At 54.5% G+C, this 18866-nt stretch carries 14 protein-coding genes and 1 pseudogene; 5 read left to right on the forward strand and 10 right to left on the reverse strand.

The genetic code is table 11. The features are described from left to right. The first annotated feature begins 70 nt into the window (after nucleotides 1-70). Nucleotides 71-4531, forward strand: a complete 4461-nt coding sequence (gltB, locus tag KGP25_RS21940; protein ID WP_048225139.1) for a glutamate synthase large subunit — start codon at nucleotides 71-73, stop codon at nucleotides 4529-4531. A 9-nt stretch (nucleotides 4532-4540) separates the two neighbouring features. After that, on the forward strand, nucleotides 4541-5959 hold the full coding sequence (gene gltD, locus KGP25_RS21945) for a glutamate synthase subunit GltD (RefSeq protein ID WP_014833470.1): 1419 nt from the start codon (nucleotides 4541-4543) through the stop codon (nucleotides 5957-5959). Between the two features lie 65 nt (nucleotides 5960-6024). Here the strand turns inward: gltD and KGP25_RS21950 are convergent, their stop codons facing one another. From KGP25_RS21950 to zapE, 10 genes and pseudogenes are all read right to left on the reverse strand, one after another. Continuing rightward, entirely contained in the window at nucleotides 6025-6699 is a 675-nt protein-coding gene (locus KGP25_RS21950) for a DUF1120 domain-containing protein (protein WP_223539624.1), read from the reverse strand. Between the two features lie 185 nt (nucleotides 6700-6884). Then, nucleotides 6885-7444: pseudogene (locus tag KGP25_RS21955) on the reverse strand (hypothetical protein). Further along, nucleotides 7441-9855: a fimbrial biogenesis outer membrane usher protein gene (locus KGP25_RS21960; protein WP_223539625.1), complete on the reverse strand. Its 2415-nt coding sequence runs from the start codon at nucleotides 9853-9855 to the stop codon at nucleotides 7441-7443. The pseudogene KGP25_RS21955 and the gene KGP25_RS21960 overlap by 4 nt, the downstream one beginning before the upstream one ends. Before the next feature lie 15 nt (nucleotides 9856-9870). Continuing rightward, nucleotides 9871-10575 carry a fimbria/pilus chaperone family protein gene (locus tag KGP25_RS21965; RefSeq protein ID WP_223539626.1) on the reverse strand — a complete coding sequence of 235 codons (705 nt, stop codon included), beginning with the start codon at nucleotides 10573-10575 and terminating at the stop codon, nucleotides 9871-9873. A 120-nt stretch (nucleotides 10576-10695) separates the two neighbouring features. Beyond that, nucleotides 10696-11376 (reverse strand): DUF1120 domain-containing protein, encoded by a 681-nt coding sequence (locus KGP25_RS21970; RefSeq protein ID WP_223539627.1) that lies wholly within the window; start codon nucleotides 11374-11376, stop codon nucleotides 10696-10698. Between the two features lie 448 nt (nucleotides 11377-11824). Next, complete coding sequence (gene sspB, locus KGP25_RS21975) at nucleotides 11825-12322, reverse strand: ClpXP protease specificity-enhancing factor (RefSeq protein WP_045355426.1); 498 nt, start codon at nucleotides 12320-12322, stop codon at nucleotides 11825-11827. A gap of 5 nt (nucleotides 12323-12327) precedes the next feature. Next, on the reverse strand, nucleotides 12328-12966 hold the full coding sequence (gene sspA / locus KGP25_RS21980; RefSeq protein WP_025756674.1) for a stringent starvation protein SspA: 639 nt from the start codon (nucleotides 12964-12966) through the stop codon (nucleotides 12328-12330). A 308-nt stretch (nucleotides 12967-13274) separates the two neighbouring features. After that, complete coding sequence (gene rpsI, locus KGP25_RS21985) at nucleotides 13275-13667, reverse strand: 30S ribosomal protein S9 (protein ID WP_003860436.1); 393 nt, start codon at nucleotides 13665-13667, stop codon at nucleotides 13275-13277. Between the two features lie 15 nt (nucleotides 13668-13682). Then, complete coding sequence (rplM, locus tag KGP25_RS21990; RefSeq protein ID WP_003860434.1) at nucleotides 13683-14111, reverse strand: 50S ribosomal protein L13; 429 nt, start codon at nucleotides 14109-14111, stop codon at nucleotides 13683-13685. A 302-nt stretch (nucleotides 14112-14413) separates the two neighbouring features. Next, a complete protein-coding gene (zapE, locus tag KGP25_RS21995; RefSeq protein ID WP_223539628.1) occupies nucleotides 14414-15538 on the reverse strand; it encodes a cell division protein ZapE in 1125 nt (374 codons plus the stop codon). 189 nt (nucleotides 15539-15727) lie between these two features. Here zapE and zapG point away from each other — a divergent pair, with 189 nt between their 5' ends. From zapG to degS, 3 genes are all read left to right on the forward strand, one after another. Continuing rightward, the gene (gene zapG, locus KGP25_RS22000) at nucleotides 15728-16126 is read left to right on the forward strand and encodes a Z-ring associated protein ZapG (RefSeq protein WP_008502832.1); all 399 of its coding nucleotides are present in this window, start codon (nucleotides 15728-15730) and stop codon (nucleotides 16124-16126) included. A gap of 172 nt (nucleotides 16127-16298) precedes the next feature. Then, on the forward strand, nucleotides 16299-17666 hold the full coding sequence (gene degQ / locus KGP25_RS22005; RefSeq protein ID WP_045910128.1) for a serine endoprotease DegQ: 1368 nt from the start codon (nucleotides 16299-16301) through the stop codon (nucleotides 17664-17666). Nucleotides 17667-17757: 91 nt separating this feature from the next. Then, nucleotides 17758-18825 carry an outer membrane-stress sensor serine endopeptidase DegS gene (gene degS, locus KGP25_RS22010; RefSeq protein WP_008502834.1) on the forward strand — a complete coding sequence of 356 codons (1068 nt, stop codon included), beginning with the start codon at nucleotides 17758-17760 and terminating at the stop codon, nucleotides 18823-18825. Nucleotides 18826-18866 lie beyond the last annotated feature (41 nt).

Genomic DNA, 18866 nt, shown 5'->3' on the forward strand with positions numbered 1-18866 from the left:
CTCTTTCTGTGCCTGTGCGCCACGGTAAAGTTCAGTGGGAAGCCCGACGAGCCTGGGGAGGTTCACTGATATGTTGTACGATAAATCCCTTGAGAAGGATAACTGTGGTTTCGGCCTGATCGCCCACATAGAAGGCGAACCTAGCCACAAGGTAGTGCGTACTGCTATTCACGCACTGGCCCGTATGCAGCACCGTGGCGCCATCCTTGCCGATGGTAAAACCGGCGACGGTTGCGGCCTGCTGCTGCAAAAACCGGATCGTTTCTTCCGTATCGTGGCGGAAGAGCGCGGCTGGCGTTTAGCCAAAAACTACGCTGTCGGCATGCTGTTCCTGAATCAGGATCCTGAAAAGGCTGCCGCCTCACGCCGCATCGTCGAAGAAGAACTTCAGCGTGAAACCCTGTCGATTGTCGGCTGGCGCGATGTGCCAACCAACGAAGGGGTGCTCGGTGAAATCGCCCTCTCCTCGCTGCCTCGTATTGAACAGATTTTCGTCAACGCGCCTGCGGGCTGGCGTCCGCGTGATATGGAACGCCGTCTGTTTATTGCCCGCCGCCGCATTGAAAAACGTCTCCAGGACGATAAAGAGTTCTACGTCTGTAGCCTCTCTAACCTGGTGAACATCTATAAAGGTCTGTGTATGCCGGCTGACCTGCCGCGCTTCTACCTGGACCTGGCGGACCTGCGTCTGGAATCGGCCATTTGCCTGTTCCACCAGCGCTTCTCCACCAACACCGTACCACGCTGGCCGCTGGCTCAGCCGTTCCGCTACCTGGCGCACAACGGCGAGATCAACACCATCACCGGTAACCGCCAGTGGGCCCGCGCCCGTACCTATAAATTCCAGACGCCGCTGATCCCCGATCTGCACGATGCCGCGCCGTTCGTGAACGAAACCGGCTCGGACTCCAGCTCAATGGATAACATGCTGGAACTGCTGCTGGCGGGCGGGATGGATATCGTGCGTGCTATGCGTCTGCTCGTGCCACCGGCCTGGCAGAACAACCCGGATATGGATCCTGAGCTGCGCGCGTTCTTCGACTTTAACTCCATGCACATGGAGCCGTGGGACGGTCCGGCGGGCATCGTCATGTCCGACGGTCGTTTTGCCGCCTGTAACCTGGACCGTAACGGCCTGCGTCCGGCGCGCTACGTCATCACCAAAGACAAGCTCATCACCTGTGCCTCTGAAGTCGGCATCTGGGATTACCAGCCAGACGAAGTGGTCGAGAAAGGCCGCGTCGGTCCGGGCGAGCTGATGGTGATCGACACCCGCGGTGGGCGCATCCTGCACTCCGCCGAAACCGACAACGATCTGAAGAGCCGCCACCCGTACAAAGAGTGGATGGAGAAAAACGTGCGTCGTCTGGTGCCGTTTGAAGATCTGTCGGACGAAGAAGTGGGCAGCCGCGAGCTGGACGATGACACCCTCGCCAGCTACCAGAAGCAATTTAACTACAGCGCAGAAGAGCTGGACTCCGTCATCCGCGTGCTCGGTGAAAACGGCCAGGAAGCGGTCGGCTCGATGGGTGACGATACCCCGTTTGCCGTGCTCTCCAGCCAGCCGCGCATCATCTATGACTACTTCCGTCAGCAGTTCGCGCAGGTGACTAACCCGCCAATCGACCCGCTGCGTGAAGCACACGTGATGTCGCTAGCCACCAGCATCGGTCGCGAGATGAACGTCTTCTGCGAGGCCGAAGGCCAGGCGCACCGTCTGACCTTTAAATCGCCGATCCTGCTGTACTCCGATTTCAAACAGCTCACCACCATGAAAGAGGAGCACTACCGCGCCGACACGCTCGACATTACCTTCGACGTGAACGAAGCGAGCCTCGAAGAGACGGTGAATGCGCTGTGTGACAAAGCCGAACAGATGGTGCGTAACGGTACCGTGCTGCTGGTATTGTCCGACCGTAACATCGCGAAAAACCGTCTGCCGGTACCAGCCCCGATGGCAGTGGGCGCTATCCAGACGCGTCTGGTCGATAAGAGCCTGCGCTGCGACGCCAACATCATTGTTGAAACCGCAAGCGCGCGTGATCCGCACCACTTTGCCGTGCTGCTGGGCTTTGGCGCGACGGCGATCTATCCGTACCTGGCCTACGAAACGCTGGCCCGTCTGGTGGATACCCGCGCGATCGACAAAGATTACCGCGCGGTGATGCTGAACTACCGTAACGGCATCAACAAAGGCCTGTACAAGATCATGTCCAAAATGGGCATCTCGACCATTGCCTCCTACCGCTGCTCGAAGCTGTTTGAAGCGGTCGGCCTGCATGACGAGGTCGCCAACCTCTGCTTCCAGGGCGTGGTCAGCCGCATCGGCGGCGCCGGTTTTGCTGACTTCCAGCAGGATCTGGTGAACCTGTCCAAACGCGCCTGGCTGGCACGTAAGCCGCTGGATCAGGGCGGTCTGCTGAAATACGTTCACGGCGGCGAATACCACGCCTACAACCCGGACGTGGTGCGCACGCTGCAGCAGGCGGTTCAGAGCGGCGAATACCGTGATTATCAGCAGTACGCTGAGCTGGTGAACAACCGTCCGGCAGCAACGCTGCGCGACCTCATTGCCCTGAATCCGGGTGATGAAGCGGTCAGCATTGACGACGTTGAGCCGGCATCCGAACTGTTCAAACGCTTCGATACCGCGGCGATGTCCATCGGCGCCCTGAGCCCTGAAGCCCACGAAGCGCTGGCGGAAGCCATGAACAGCATCGGCGGCAACTCTAACTCCGGCGAAGGCGGTGAAGATCCGGCCCGTTACGGCACCAACAAGGTGTCCCGTATCAAGCAGGTGGCATCCGGCCGCTTTGGCGTGACGCCAGCGTACCTGGTCAATGCCGACGTGATTCAGATTAAGGTCGCTCAGGGTGCGAAACCGGGCGAAGGCGGTCAGTTACCGGGTGATAAAGTTACGCCGTACATCGCCAAACTGCGCTACTCGGTACCGGGCGTGACGCTGATCTCCCCGCCGCCGCACCACGATATCTACTCTATCGAGGACCTGGCGCAGCTGATTTTCGACCTGAAGCAGGTCAACCCGAAGGCGATGATCTCCGTGAAGCTGGTTTCCGAACCGGGCGTCGGCACCATCGCGACCGGCGTGGCGAAGGCCTATGCGGACCTTATCACCATCGCCGGTTATGACGGCGGTACCGGTGCAAGCCCGCTCTCCTCCGTGAAATATGCAGGCTGTCCGTGGGAGCTTGGCCTGGTGGAAACCCAGCAGGCGCTGGTGGCTAACGGTCTGCGTCATAAGATCCGCCTGCAGGTGGATGGCGGTCTGAAAACCGGCCTCGACATCATCAAGGCGGCGATCCTCGGTGCGGAAAGCTTCGGTTTCGGTACCGGTCCAATGGTCGCGCTGGGCTGTAAATACCTGCGTATTTGCCACCTGAACAACTGCGCAACCGGCGTTGCAACCCAGGACGAGAAGCTGCGTAAGAACCACTATCACGGCCTGCCGTTCAAAGTGACCAACTACTTTGAGTTCATCGCCCGCGAAACCCGCGAGCTGATGGCGCAGCTGGGCGTGAAGCGTCTGGTAGACCTGATTGGCCGCACCGATCTGCTGAAAGAGCTGGAAGGCTTCACCGCCAAGCAGCAGAAGCTGGAGTTGAGCAAGCTGCTGGAAACCGCGCAGCCGCACCCTGGCAAAGCGGTCTACTGCACCGAGAACAACCCGCCGTTCGATAACGGCGTGCTGAACGCGCAGCTGTTGCAGCAGGCGAAGCCGTATGTGGACGACAAGCAGAGCAAAACGTTCTGGTTTGATATCCGCAACACCGACCGTTCCGTGGGTGCCTCCCTCTCCGGTTACATCGCGCAAACGCACGGTGACCAGGGGCTGGCGGCCGATCCGATTACCGCGCACTTCAGCGGTACCGCGGGTCAGAGCTTCGGCGTGTGGAACGCAGGCGGCGTTGAGCTGTATCTGACTGGCGATGCCAACGACTACGTCGGCAAAGGCATGGCGGGTGGTCTGCTGGCGGTGCGTCCTCCGGTCGGCTCAGCCTTCCGCAGCCATGAAGCCAGCATTATCGGTAACACCTGCCTGTACGGCGCGACCGGCGGTCGTCTGTTCGCAGCAGGTCGTGCGGGCGAGCGTTTTGCGGTGCGTAACTCCGGTGCCATCACCGTGGTGGAAGGCATTGGCGATAACGGTTGTGAATACATGACGGGCGGGATTGTTTGCGTTCTGGGTAAAACCGGCGTGAACTTCGGCGCAGGCATGACGGGTGGTTTTGCCTACGTCCTGGATGAAGACGGTGAGTTCCGCAAACGCGTGAACCCGGAGCTGGTGGAAGTGCTGGACGTTGACACGCTGGCTATCCACGAAGAACACCTGCGGGGTTTGATTACCGAACACGTGCAGCATACCGGTTCTTCGCGCGGCGAAGAGATCCTGGCGAACTGGCCGGCGTTCTCTGCGAAATTCGCGCTGGTTAAGCCGAAGTCCAGCGATGTTAAAGCCCTGTTGGGTCACCGTAGTCGTAGCGCAGCAGAGCTGCGCGTGCAGGCGCAGTAAGGAATTCAGATGAGCCAGAACGTATACCAGTTTATCGACCTGCAGCGTGTTGATCCGCCAAAGAAACCGCTGAAGATCCGTAAAATTGAATTTGTTGAAATCTACGAGCCGTTTTCAGAAGGCCAGGCCAAAGCACAGGCAGACCGCTGCCTGTCCTGCGGTAACCCTTACTGCGAATGGAAATGTCCGGTACACAACTACATCCCGAACTGGCTGAAGCTGGCCAACGAAGGACGTATTTTTGAAGCCGCCGAGCTCTCTCACCAGACCAACACCCTGCCGGAAGTGTGCGGCCGCGTGTGTCCTCAGGACCGTCTGTGCGAAGGTTCCTGTACGCTGAACGACGAGTTCGGCGCGGTGACGATTGGCAACATCGAGCGCTACATCAACGATAAAGCGTTTGAGATGGGCTGGCGTCCGGACATGACCGGCGTGAAGCAAACCGACAAGCGCGTGGCGATCATCGGCGCGGGCCCGGCGGGCCTGGCCTGTGCGGACGTGCTGACCCGCAACGGCGTGAAGGCGGTGGTCTTTGACCGTCATCCGGAGATCGGCGGCCTGCTGACCTTCGGTATCCCGGCCTTCAAGCTGGAAAAAGAGGTCATGACCCGTCGCCGCGAAATCTTCACCGGCATGGGCATTGAGTTCAAACTGAACGTGGAAGTGGGCCGCGACGTGCAGCTCGACGACCTGCTGAAGGATTACGACGCCGTGTTCCTGGGTGTGGGCACCTATCAGTCCATGCGCGGCGGTCTGGAGAACGAAGACGCGCCGGGCGTGTACGACGCGCTGCCGTTCCTGATTGCCAACACCAAGCAGATCATGGGCTACGGCGAAACCGCCGATGAGCCTTTCGTCAGCATGGAAGGCAAACGCGTAGTGGTGCTGGGCGGCGGTGATACCGCGATGGACTGCGTGCGTACCTCCATTCGTCAGAATGCGGCACACGTGATCTGCGCCTACCGTCGTGACGAAGAGAACATGCCGGGCTCTAAGCGCGAAGTGAAAAACGCGCGTGAAGAGGGCGTGGAGTTCCAGTTCAACATCCAGCCTCTGGGTATAGAAGTGAATGCCAACGGTAAAGTGAGCGGCGTGAAGATGGCGCGTACCGAGATGGGCGCACCGGATGCGAAAGGCCGTCGTCGCGCCGAGATCGTGGCCGGTTCTGAACACGTGATCCCGGCCGACGCCGTGGTGATGGCGTTCGGTTTCCGCCCTCACAGCATGGAATGGCTGGCGAAGCACAGCGTTGAGCTGGATTCACAGGGCCGTATTATTGCGCCAGAAGGTAGCGATAACGCATTCCAGACCAGCAACCCGAAAATCTTCGCGGGTGGCGATATCGTTCGCGGTTCCGACCTGGTGGTGACGGCGATTGCCGAAGGCCGCAAGGCGGCTGACGGTATACTGAATTACCTGGAAGTGTAAGAAAAAAAGGGAATAAACCTTCCGGTTTATTCCCTTTGCTAAATAAAGCGTAATTAAAATATAAATTACAGATATTTCAGCGTGAAGGTTGCCTGCCCATCAATGCTGGTATCATCGGTAATTGCCAGCGTCGTGGTGTCCTGAATCGCAAGCGAAATAGCCATTGGTACAACGGCCTGAGTAAAGGCCAGTGGTGCCGTTTCTCCGGTGGTTGCAACAGTCACAATTTCACTGGCGTTGTTCTGCATCAGTGAACCCACGTTAGACCAGGACGTTCCATTATCTGAGCTGTAGGTCACTCCGACTGCATTACCATCTGCCGTTACGCTGTCGGTTTTAACAAACATGCTGTAGTTACCAATCTTCACGTTGCCTGCCGTGGTGTTTACGCCAAACAGGTTTACCGGCTGGAGGACGTCAACACCGGCTACGGTACCGTTTTTAACGACCACATTCGCCGCCGTGCCGCTACGGTCATCATTCACGCTAAAGCCCACTTTGACAGGCGCCTGGCAGCTAATCGTCAGGGAGAAGTCTTTTTGTCCCAGTTGGTTAACTGCAGTGGCGCTCAGCGAGCCCAGATTGACGGTGCCGTAGTCAATGGTGCCGCCGCCGCTCAGCGTTGGGGTACAGGACGCATTAGTTAACGTACCTTTTAACTTCAAAACGGCGCTCGGGTCAGCTGCAAATGCAGAAGAGACACAAAGAGACAGAACAGTTGCAAGCCATACTTTTTTCATTCGTTAATCCTTAACGTTTAATCTATTTATAACAAACCAATTACGGCATTCATGCCGTTAAATGAATATATATCTTTCCTCCCAGCGCATTCACTTATCAGAAAGGATAAAAATATTCATTTCATCGACGACAAAAATAATGAAGCTTATTTTCTCTTCATTATTTTTATTTAATACCCGAACCGCTACTTCGTCAGCAGGGTCCAGGTTAAATCACTTTCCAGTGCGGTTTGATCGGTGATGCGGCTAAACGCATTGTCATCCAGCACGGGGATAGCGTCACCCGGAAATTCATCTGCTGGCCTGAAGGCACCTGATTATTATCAACCGCAATAACCGCTTCATTATTACGCACATAAAATGGCGAAGGCGTGCCGCTTTGCGGAGTAAAATTGAGCTGGTCGACCGTTTTACCGACGGTATAATTTTTACCATCGACGGTCATCTCATCGATTTTCACCGCCATTCCGCCAGACTGGCCGAATGTGAAGCGCCCTTTATCGCCTGCCGTCCCCTGCAGCAACACCGCCATTTGCTGCGGCTGCGGACAGTAAACGTTAACGTTGAGGGTACGGTCCGCCATTTTGTGCCAGTTCTGCTGGGTTTTATCGATATTATCTCGACGCATTTCGTGGTAATCCACCACCGGCTGCGAGAGCGTTATTTGGCAATCTTCCGCATGTGCAGTCGCCGCGAAGAAAAGTATCCCCAGCGCGGTTAATCCAACTGTTTGTTGATAATTCATCGGCATACTCCGTTTACTTCTTCATAGAAGGCATCTTCATCGCGTTTCTCTGGAAGAGCGAAATCGAGTTTGCACAGACGATTGTTGTTGGCATCCATGGCGTAGAGCGCCGATAGCTGATCCGCATCGTTGATAAAGACATGACCATCATCAACGACCGTAACAATGTAGTTGCCCTTCTCATCCACGACCGTCAGCCCTTTTTTCAGCGGCTGACCATCGGCTTGCTTCATACGCAGCATCACACGACGGCTGTTTAGCACCCTGAAGTCAAGCTCGCTGACTGAAGCGTGACCTGCGGCGATATATCGGGTGCCGTTTGCCAGCGTCATATTCTGCGGCAGCTTGTTGGCATCCACTTCAATACGCGAATTGCGCCACTCGTTTAGCGAAGGTACGACCGCCTGCCCCCAGGCATCGGTCCAGACCGTACCCTGTGGTGTGGCGATTTCTACCCCGCTTTTCTTCTCGCTCAGTCTGGCAATGGCAAAGGTATCGCGAATCGCATACGGCGAGAACGTCACGCCATTTTTGTGCATAGCGATGCCGCCCGCCAGGGTGGCGTTATAGTTACGCTGATTATCACCGCTGGTGCCGCCACCCACGCTCAGCTGGGTATAATGCAGGTTGGTGTTGATGTTACCGTTGAAGCTATTATCACTGGAGGACTGGTCACGATCCGCGGCGATATAGTAGTGCGTGTTGTCGCCCATCGAGCCGCTGTTGGCGACACCGTAAGTGGTATTGTCGCCCTGCTTGCGCATGTAGGTGCTCACAGATTGCCCTGGACTCAACGGAATGCTGACGTTGATGTACAGCATTTCATCATCCTGGTCGTCATCGACGTTGCCCACAGCGCTTTGCCAGTTTGCAGTCACGCTGGCATATTTGAACGTCTTACCCCACGACAGAAGCAGATAGCGGGAATCTTCATAGTCCCCGCTGCTCTGGTTGTAGTTGAAGCCTGCTGAGAAAACGCCTGCCAGATCGGATGAAAAATGTACGCTGCCGGAATAGGCGTTATCGTATCCCTGGTAATCGTCGTCCATTGCTTCTGCCATCTCACGATAGCCGCCGCTGTAGTGCGTCGCGCTGGTGGAAAGCGAGACATGGGAGGAAAGCGTAAGGTCGCTTCCCAGCTCGGTTTTAAGGCCACTGTTGCTGTCACCAAACGATTCCTGGCTTGCCGCAACCGTCGTGGAGACAGACCAGAGGTCGTTGATCAGAAAATCGGTGCGACCGCCAGCCGCCTGGTAATCCTGAGCGGCAGTACCGGAGGCCAGAAGGTTCATCCACGGGAAAATGCGCCAGCCGTCGGACACGTTCATCACTAGCGGATCGCTGTAGTCGCTGTCGATGCTGCGCACCTGACCCGCTGACACGGTAAGCCCCTGCGGGCGTGAAAGGTTGCGCTGCTTCACGGCGGCTGCAGGAACAATAAAGTGATTCGTTGAGCCGTCAGACTCCACGACGGAAACGTCCAAATCGACGTTGTTACGCGCAATCGGCACGTCATCCAGCGTAAATGGCCCCGCGGGCACGAGCGTACTGAAAATCAGCTGATTGTTCTGGCGAATCTCCACGCGAGCCTGCGAAGAACGGGCAATGCCGGACACGCTGACGCCGCTACCGTCTCTTGTCAGCCCGTTGGTCGGCATAAGCTGGATGCCGGTAATGGGTATGCCGCTCAACACATTAGACAGGGCGTTAATTTCACCAACCTGCATGGTTAACTTCTGCGGGACAAAAACATGCTCCGCATAGGTGTAAATGCTGTCGGCATTTTTCTTGCCATTGTCATCCGTCAGGATGTAATTACTGCGAAGCGACCAGTCAAAAGCGTTGAAACCCGCTTCCAGATTGGCCTGCGAGTAGCGGGAATTGTCGCTACCGCCATATTCGTTACGGGTGCTGAATAGCGAATAGTTGAGCATCCCGGCGGCACCGCCGTGCTGGAAGTTTCGGATATCCGACGACAGGCTGTTTACCGCTTCAGGCGGCAGGTATAACTCAACGGCTTCCTGGTTTGGCAACGCGTTGATCACCGCTTTCGGGTAATCGTCACGGATGTCATGGCACGCCTCGCCTGCCTTCAGCGGAACCGGCATAAGACCGGCGAAATCAAGCAGATCGTTATCAAAACACAGCACGCCGTCCTTATCGAAACGGACGGCGGCCATGCCGCGATCTTCACCATTCACTTTGACGTTCACGGAATGGGTTCCGGGCAGAAAACGCGGTGCTTCAGCGAAGTAATGGTTCAAATCGCTCGTTAACCCCAGCGTTTTCATTACTCCCGTATCAAACGTCACTTCCCTTGCGAGTACGGAAGCGGAGTCAAACATCATCAGAGGCAAGGTGCCGCAGAGAACTGCGCGGACACAAAGTGCAATACGGCTTTTTTTATTCACCGTTTTATCCCTATTTTATTTATTTAATTCAGAGGTAAAGCTCGGCACTTCAACGCCATAGCGGCTGGCCGGGAAAAATTTAACGTGGCTGTCACCACTGGTTGTTTTATTCAACGCAGCCGTCATCGTCTCACCTGGCAGAAGGTAAGTTTTGGAAAGCGTGGCGTTTGCGCCTGAAGGCTGTAATACGACTTTTTGTGCCAGACGGACAACGTACTTACTTGGATTGGTGACTTTTACAGACGACCCGACGGTTGACCATTTGAGGTATTTCCATGCGTCCGTCACAACCCCCAGCGTAGCCGGGCGTATTAGCACTGGAATATCCTGGCGGATGTTAATACCAATTTTAATTTTTTTATCGTCATTTTTTGGCGGAATGCCGTCAAACGTTACGCGATTGAAATGCTCAACGTCCAGCGGTTGCTTGCTTTGCAAAATAAAACGAAGTTGCTGCGTTTGACCGGGTTCAAGGCGAACTACAGGCTGCGTGACGATCAGCTTAAGCCCCTGATCATCCGGCAGGTCAACCACGTTCGTATATAAAAGGGATGGGTGTGAATCCGTATTTTTTACGTTGATGGTACCGCTGTGCGTGGCTTCATCAATAATCAGCAGGCTGGTTTCCGGCACCATACCTTCTGCATGTACTGCAAAATGGGTAGAAAATAAAGCGAGGGTGAAAAGTGTTTTAAATATATTCGATTTTACGCATTGCATAATATTATCTCCTTGATAGCCCAACAGAACATTCCATGTTTATCGCGCTGTTAAAAAGAGAGTAAATGCAGAACATTCACTCTCTGGATTATTTTAAAATTACTTTTACTCAATAAAGTCTTACAGATAACGCAGGCTGATGGTCAACTGACCGTCAAGCTGAGTATCATCGGTAATCGCCAGAGTTGCGGTGTTCTGAACAGCCAGTGAGGTCACCAGTGGGAAGGTCGCAGTCTGGAAAGCCAGCGGGTCCAGAGTACCCGTAGACGCGACGGTGAAGTCACGAATATGGCTGCCCTGAGTAGAACCATTGGTGGTTTTGGTCCAGTTACCCGTTGCGTTCTGCTGATAGATTGGATCTGCCGCAGCACCATCAGCCGTTACGCTGTCTGCTTTAACAAACAGAGCGTAAGTACCGATGTTAACGCCACCTTCGGTTTTGCCCACACCGTAAGTTTGGCCAGTGCCGCTACCTTGAGAGCCACCACCAAACTGACCGTTTGTTACCGTCAGGTTCGCGTTAGAATCCACGCGGTCGTCTACCATATTCCAGGACACTTTTGTTGCCGCGGTGCAGTTAATGGTCAGGTCGATATTTTTCTGGCCCAACTGGTTGGTTGCAGTCGCACTCAGATCGCCCAGGTTAATTGTACCGTAGTCAACAGTACCACCGTTGCTCAGAACGGGTGTACATGCTGCATTCGTCAGCGTACCTTTAACCTTCAGTACCGCTGAAGGGTCTGCAGCAAATGCTGATGTCACACACAGAGAAAGCGCAGTCGCGAGTAAAACTTTTTTCACTTGTTAATCCTTAACATATGAGTAATTGCAATATTTAATCCAGTAATGATAAATACCTTTACCAGTTACTGATTGTCGTCATGCTTGTCAGCATGTGCACATAGTATTGTTTTTATAAATACATGCAATTTAGCAAAATTAACGATTCTATTAAGGATAACGAAAAACTGATCTTTTCCTTAATTTATTAAGGAATTACCCATTTAAAAAAAGAGATTAACATCAAAAAAAGAATACTACTCTGAATTTAACTTTACTTTTCTCAGCGCTTTGATATTACTTTACACCTCATTGATTCACACCATTTATAAATCTAGTTAATTATTAACCAGACAATAAAGAAATAAGAGATATAAACAATGCTTATTTAAAAATGTTGCAGCGGTTGATGGATATAAAGAAAAAAGCCAGTGAATCACTGGCTTTTATAAACGGACGACAAAGGGATTTATTTGACGACGCGTAGCGCCGGGCGACCACCGCGCGGAGGCGGATCGTCATCAGGGTCATTGTCGTCGTGATGATCGGGTTTGTCGCCATCGATAAGTGACATCACCGTGTCGCTTTCGCGCTCATCAGATGCATTGTCATCATTCAGGCTGGCAACCTCTTCATCATACGCCGCTTCCGGCTCAAACATAGTACCCGCCCCGTTTTCACGGGCGTAGATAGCCAGCACAGCGGCCAGCGGCACGGAAACCTGACGCGGTACGCCGCCGAAACGCGCGTTGAAGCGCACTTCATCGTTCGCCAGTTCCAGGTTACCCACCGCGCGCGGGGCGATGTTCAGTACGATCTGTCCGTCACGTGCGTATTCCATTGGAACCAGCACGCCCGGCAACGTCACATCCACAACCAGGTGCGGCGTGAGCTGGTTATCCAGCAGCCATTCATAGAAGGCGCGCAGCAGATACGGACGGCGTGGGGTAAGTTGTGACATTTCCACAGTCATTAGCCTCGGCCGAGACGCATTTCACGTTCCGGTTCAGTTAAAGATGCCAGGAAAGAGTCGCGTTCGAATACGCGAGTCATGTAGCCTTTCAGCTCTTTCGCGCCAGGACCGCTGAACTCTACGCCCAGGGTTGGCAGACGCCACAGCAGCGGTGCCAGGTAGCAGTCTACCAGGCTGAACTCATCGCTCAGGAAGAACGGCTTCTGACCAAACACCGGGGCGATTGCCAGCAGTTCTTCACGCAGTTGCTTACGCGCAGCGTCGGCTTCGGCAGCGGATCCGCTGGTAATCACGTTCATCAGCGAATACCAGTCTTTCTCGATACGCTGCATGTACAGGCGGCTTTCACCACGCGCAACAGGGTAAACAGGCATCAGCGGCGGATGTGGGAAACGCTCATCCAGATATTCCATAATGATACGGGATTCCCACAGGGTCAGCTCGCGATCCACCAGCGTCGGTACGCTTTGGCTCGGGTTGAGATCGATCAGATCCTGAGGCGGGTTATCCTTTTCCACATGCTCGATCTCAAAACTGACACCCTTCTCGGCCAGCACGATACGAACCTGATGGCTATAAATGTCAGTAGGACCAGAAAACAGCGTCATTACCGAACGTTTGTTGGCAGCGACAGCCATGAAAACCTCCAGGTATATTCAGAATTTTTACTGCTACCAGCCCAACAGGGGCCAGCCAGATGTTGTATCGCCCATCCCAGAGAAGACACATTGTTCAAGAATCGAACAAAAATCGAGTATTCACCGATATTTGGGCAGAAAATTGGATGATAGTTTACCAGATTTTGATGGCTTTGTGGTGAGGGGATTCTGGAAATGTGGAAAAAGAGAAGATATATGCATGGATATTGTGGATAACCTGCGCATTATCCATAAAAAAACCCGCCGAAGCGGGTTTTTCGCCAATCGTTCTGCGTAAGCAGAATGGATTAACGTTTGGAGAACTGTGGACGACGACGTGCTTTACGCAGACCCACTTTCTTACGTTCAACCTGACGCGCGTCACGAGTAACGAAGCCAGCTTTACGCAGTTCAGAACGCAGGGATTCGTCGTACTCCATCAGAGCGCGGGTGATACCGTGACGGATCGCACCTGCCTGACCGGAGATACCACCACCTTTAACGGTGATGTACAGATCCAGTTTTTCTACCATATCAACCAGTTCCAGCGGCTGGCGAACTACCATGCGGGCAGTTTCGCGACCGAAGTACTGTTCCAGAGAACGCTGGTTGATTACGATTTTACCACTGCCCGGTTTGATGAAAACGCGAGCTGCGGAACTTTTGCGGCGACCAGTGCCGTAGTATTGATTTTCAGCCATTGCCTATAATCCCGATTAGATGTCAAGAACTTGCGGTTGCTGTGCCGCGTGGTTGTGCTCGTTGCCTGCGTAAACTTTCAGTTTACGGAACATAGCACGACCCAGCGGGCCTTTTGGCAGCATGCCTTTAACCGCGATTTCAATCACACGCTCAGGACGGCGAGCAATCATCTCTTCAAAGGTCGCTTCTTTGATACCACCGATGTGGCCGGTGTGGTGGTAGTACATTTTGTCAGTACGCTTGTTGCCGGTTACAGCAACTTTATCAGCGTTCAGAACGATGATGTAATCACCGGTATCAACGTGCGGAGTGTATTCCGCTTTGTGCTTACCGCGCAGGCGACGAGCCAGTTCAGTAGCCAGACGGCCCAGAGTTTTACCGGTCGCGTCAACAACATACCAGTCGCGCTGTACGGTTTCTGGTTTAGCTGTAAAAGTTTTCATTAAAAGCTTACCCAAATAATAAGTTACACGTTGGTGAACACCCAAACGTTTAGTCAGTTGAGGTTCACACGACAAAGTCCGGCAAACCTACCCCTTCGAATAGCTCATGCCGACACATAGAAAGTTTCGGGAAAAAAACCTTCTCGTAACGTGGGGTCGCAAGATTATAGAGAAGTTGAGGTCAAAGATCGACCCTTAAATGTGATTTGGAATGGGTTTTTCGAGGGGGGTGAAAATGCCGGGTGGCGGCTGCGCCTTACCCGGCCTACAAGGCTCCCTTCTCAGGGAGAGGGTGGCATTTATTATGGCATATGCTCCAGCTTCAGGTATTCCTCGCTCTGCATCTCCTGCAGACGAGACAGGCAGCGCTGGAACTCAAACTTCAGCCGCTCGCCCTGGTAGATCTCATATAAAGGAACCTCGGCGCTGACCACCAGCTTGACGTGGCGCTCATAAAACTCGTCCACCAGCGCAATGAAGCGCCGCGCCTCGCTCTCCATCAGCCGCGTCATCACCGGTACATCCAGCACCATCACGGTGTGGAACAGACGCGAAAGCGCAATGTAGTCGTGCTGGCTACGGGCGTCGACACAGAGCGTCGTAAAGGAGACCGCCAGCGTTTGGTTTTCAACGCCGAGCGTAGGCAACGGGCGATGGTTAATCTCGAGTTCCGGGGCGTGCTCGCGTTTTGCCCCCGCCAGCGCCAGCCAGAGTGTATCCATCTCGCGGGTGGTCTCTGCATTTAACGGCGAGAGCCACAGGTGCGCCTGGGTTAACGTGCGCAGACGATAATCGACACCGGCATCGACGTTCATAATGTCGCAGTGCTGCTTAATGGCGTCGATGGCGGGCAGGAAGCGTGCCCGCTGCAGGCCGTTGCGGTACAGCTCGTCCGGCGGGATATTCGACGTGGCCACCAGCGTAATCCCGCGGGCAAATAACGCCTTCATCAGGCCGCCTAACAGCATGGCATCGGTGATATCAGACACAAAAAATTCATCGAAGCAGAGCACGTCCGTTTCCGCCTTGAACCGGTCGGCCACAATCTCCAGCGGATCGCTTTTACCCTGCAGCGCAGTCAACTCTTCATGTACCCGCAGCATAAAGCGGTGGAAGTGCAGACGCTGTTTACGCTCCCCCGGCAGGCTCTGGTAGAACATGTCCATCAGCCAGGTTTTTCCGCGACCGACCCCGCCCCACATGTATAAACCGCGCACCGGCGCGTGAGCCTGTGGCGTTTTTTTTCCGAGCAACCGCCCAAATGCCGCCTTTAGCCCGCCATTCTGCTCGGTTTCAGCGGGTTTGGCCGTGAGTTCCTGATAAATCATCTCCAGACGGCTTACCGCCTCACGTTGAACGTCATCCGGCTGATGGGTACCCTCGGTAAGGGCCAGTTGATATCGCGATGCAGGGGACAGGTTTTGCATAATCTTATTGTTATTCCTTCAATTAACGCTCACCAGCAGACGTGACTGATGAAAAAAAGGCCGTTCTACACTACGCGATGATACGTCAGGATTCCACTTCTACGGAAATAGCGGTTATAGTGGCATTATCAGGCACAGGCAGGAGCCGAGCCAACACCCTACGGAACAACAAGACAACGGGAGAAGTTCATGACCTGGGAATATGCGCTAATCGGTTTAGTCGTCGGCATCGTCATTGGTGCTGTGGCCATGCGTTTCGGTAATCGCAAATTGCGTCAGCAGCAGTCACTGCAGTACGAACTGGAAAAGAACAAAGCCGAGCTGGAAGAGTATCGTGAAGAGCTGGTCAGCCATTTTGCCCGTAGCGCCGAGCTGCTGGACAACATGGCGACCGACTATCGCCAGCTGTATCAGCATATGGCAAAAAGCTCCAGCAGCCTGCTGCCGGAAATGACGGCGGAAACCAACCCGTTCCGCAACCGTCTGGCAGACTCTGAGGCCGGTAACGATCAGGCGCCCGTTCAGATGCCTCGCGACTATTCAGACGGCGCGTCCGGCCTGCTGCGTGGCGGTGTAAAACGCGATTAATCGCACAACCTGAATTTATTTTACGGGCGCAGCGATTGCGCCCGTCCTTTCTTCATGACCCCAGCTATCATTTAGTTAAACACCTCATTGTTCAGCGGTTTAAAATTCAATAACATCAACGTGTTTTTGGGGCCGTTTTTCCTTTTATTCCAGGTTACGAGAGTCAACATCGATGAAGAAAAAAAACCAGCTGTTGAGCGCTATCGCGTTAAGTGTCGGGTTATCTCTCTCGGCGTCCGTTCCTGTATTTGCCGCCATTCCCTCCCAGGTGCCTGGCCAGGCGGCCATTCCAAGCCTTGCACCCATGCTGGAAAAAGTGTTGCCTGCGGTCGTCAGCGTTCAGGTTGAAGGCACGGCGGTACAAAGCCAACGCGTCCCTGAAGAACTGAAGAAGTATTTTGGCGATGAGTCTCCCGACCAGCAGGCCCAGCCTTTTGAAGGCCTGGGGTCTGGCGTCATTATCGATGCGGCAAAAGGCTATATTCTGACTAACAATCATGTCATCAGCCAGGCCGATAAAATCAGCGTCCAGCTAAACGATGGCCGCGAATTTGATGCCAAACTGATTGGCGGCGATGACCAGAGCGACATCGCGCTGCTGCAGGTGCAAAACCCGAGCAACCTGACCCAGATTGCCATCGCGGATTCCGACAAACTGCGCGTCGGCGACTTTGCCGTCGCCGTAGGCAACCCCTTTGGCTTAGGGCAAACCGCCACCTCCGGGATCGTCTCCGCGCTGGGACGTAGCGGCCTCAATCTGGAAGGGCTGGAAAACTTTATCCAGACCGATGCCTCAATCAACCGCGGGAACTCCGGCGGGGCATTGCTCAACCTTAACGGTGAGCTGATTGGGATCAACACGGCGATTCTGGCCCCGGGCGGCGGCAGCATTGGGATCGGTTTTGCGATTCCCAGCAATATGGCCAAAACGCTGGCACAGCAGCTCATTCAGTTCGGTGAAATCAAACGCGGGCTGCTGGGTATTAAAGGTATGGAGATGAGCGCGGATATCGCAAAAGCGTTCAACATCAACGTACAGCGCGGGGCGTTTGTCAGTGAAGTGCTGCCTAACTCCGGCTCGGCAAAAGCAGGTATTAAATCGGGCGATGTGATCGTCAGCCTCAACGACAAGCCGCTGAGCAGCTTTGCCGAGTTGCGCTCGCGGATAGCCACCACCGAACCCGGCGCCAAAGTGAAGCTGGGTCTGATCCGTGACGGTAAGCCGCTGAACGTTGAAGTGACGCTGGATAAGAGCACCTCCTCCTCTGCCAGTGCGGAGCTGATCGCCCCGGCGCTGCAGGGTGCGACGCTGAGCGATGGACAGTTGAAAGATGGTACGAAAGGCATTCGCATCGACACCGTTGAAAAGAGCAGCCCTGCCGCTCAGGCCGGATTGCATCAGGAAGATGTGATCATTGGCGTAAACCGCAATCGCGTGCAGTCCATTGCCGAACTGCGCAAGGTGCTGGAGAGTAAACCGGCGGTTATTGCCCTGCAGGTCATGCGCGGCAATGAGTCTATCTATATTCTGTTGCGCTAAGCATTTGCGACCCGGACATCACCGCTGCGTGTGATGTCCGGATAACTCATGTTATGCTGCAAATCGTTCCTTTTTTAACGACACGCGCATCATGCTTTTAAAGCTCTTACGTTCTATTGTCATCGGTTTGATTGTCGCTGGCCTGCTGCTGCTGGCGCTGCCGTCTTTACGTCAGTTCAATAAACTGTCGGCTCCCCAGTTCGATAGCACGGATGAAACACCGGCCACCTATAATCAGGCCGTCCGCCGAGCCGCACCTGCCGTGGTTAACGTCTATAACCGTGGCCTGAATACCTCAGCCCACAACCAGCTGGAGATCCGCACCCTCGGCTCCGGCGTGATCATGGACGAGCGCGGCTACATTATTACCAACAAGCACGTGATAAACGATGCCGACCAGATCATCGTCGCCCTGCAGGATGGCCGCGTGTTTGAGGCATTACTCGTTGGCTCTGACAGCCTGACCGACCTCGCCGTCCTGAAGATTAACGCCACGGGCGGTTTGCCGGTCATCCCGATCAACCGTAAACGTACCCCGCATATAGGCGACGTCGTCCTGGCGATTGGTAACCCTTACAACCTGGGCCAGACCATCACTCAGGGGATCATCAGCGCGACCGGCCGTATTGGTCTGAACCCCTCCGGGCGGCAGAACTTCCTGCAAACCGATGCCTCCATCAACCACGGTAACTCCGGCGGTGCGCTGGTCAACTCGCTGGGCGAACTGATGGGGATCAACACCCTGTCGTTCGATAAGAGTAACGACGGTGAGACGCCGGAAGGGATCGGCTTTGCCATTCCGTTCCAGCTGGCGACCAAAATTATGGATAAGCTGATCCGCGACGGACGCGTGATCCGCGGCTATATCGGTATCGGTGGTCGCGAAATTGCGCCGATGCATACCCAGGGTGGCGGTATCGATCAGATCCAGGGCATCGTGGTGAACGAGGTGGCGCCAGGGGGTCCGGCGGCCAACGCGGGGATTCAGGTCAATGACGTCATTGTGTCGGTCAACGGTACGCCAGCGGTTTCTGCGCTGGAGACGATGGACCAGGTGGCAGAAATTCGCCCGGGCTCTATTATCCCTGTTGAAGTCATGCGCAACGATAAGAAACTGACGCTGCAAGTCACCATTCAGGAATACCCGGCAACGAACTGACAGGCATAAAAAAACGGAGCGATAAGCTCCGTTTTTTTGCC

Source organism: Enterobacter sp. JBIWA003 (genome assembly GCF_019968825.1).
In the GTDB taxonomy this organism is placed as follows: domain Bacteria; phylum Pseudomonadota; class Gammaproteobacteria; order Enterobacterales; family Enterobacteriaceae; genus Enterobacter; species Enterobacter quasiroggenkampii.

What these genes read in the sequence shown, in the direction of transcription:
- sspA (WP_025756674.1), bottom strand. Translation starts at nt 12,966, where the DNA reads ATGGCTGTCGCTGCCAACAAACGTTCGGTAATGACGCTGTTTTCTGGT.
- zapE (WP_223539628.1), bottom strand. Translation starts at nt 15,538, where the DNA reads ATGCAAAACCTGTCCCCTGCATCGCGATATCAACTGGCCCTTACCGAG.
- rpsI (WP_003860436.1), bottom strand. Translation starts at nt 13,667, where the DNA reads ATGGCTGAAAATCAATACTACGGCACTGGTCGCCGCAAAAGTTCCGCA.
- zapG (WP_008502832.1), top strand. Translation starts at nt 15,728, where the DNA reads ATGACCTGGGAATATGCGCTAATCGGTTTAGTCGTCGGCATCGTCATT.
- KGP25_RS21965 (WP_223539626.1), bottom strand. Translation starts at nt 10,575, where the DNA reads ATGCAATGCGTAAAATCGAATATATTTAAAACACTTTTCACCCTCGCT.
- rplM (WP_003860434.1), bottom strand. Translation starts at nt 14,111, where the DNA reads ATGAAAACTTTTACAGCTAAACCAGAAACCGTACAGCGCGACTGGTAT.
- gltD (WP_014833470.1), top strand. Translation starts at nt 4,541, where the DNA reads ATGAGCCAGAACGTATACCAGTTTATCGACCTGCAGCGTGTTGATCCG.
- KGP25_RS21950 (WP_223539624.1), bottom strand. Translation starts at nt 6,699, where the DNA reads ATGAAAAAAGTATGGCTTGCAACTGTTCTGTCTCTTTGTGTCTCTTCT.
- gltB (WP_048225139.1), top strand. Translation starts at nt 71, where the DNA reads ATGTTGTACGATAAATCCCTTGAGAAGGATAACTGTGGTTTCGGCCTG.
- degQ (WP_045910128.1), top strand. Translation starts at nt 16,299, where the DNA reads ATGAAGAAAAAAAACCAGCTGTTGAGCGCTATCGCGTTAAGTGTCGGG.
- degS (WP_008502834.1), top strand. Translation starts at nt 17,758, where the DNA reads ATGCTTTTAAAGCTCTTACGTTCTATTGTCATCGGTTTGATTGTCGCT.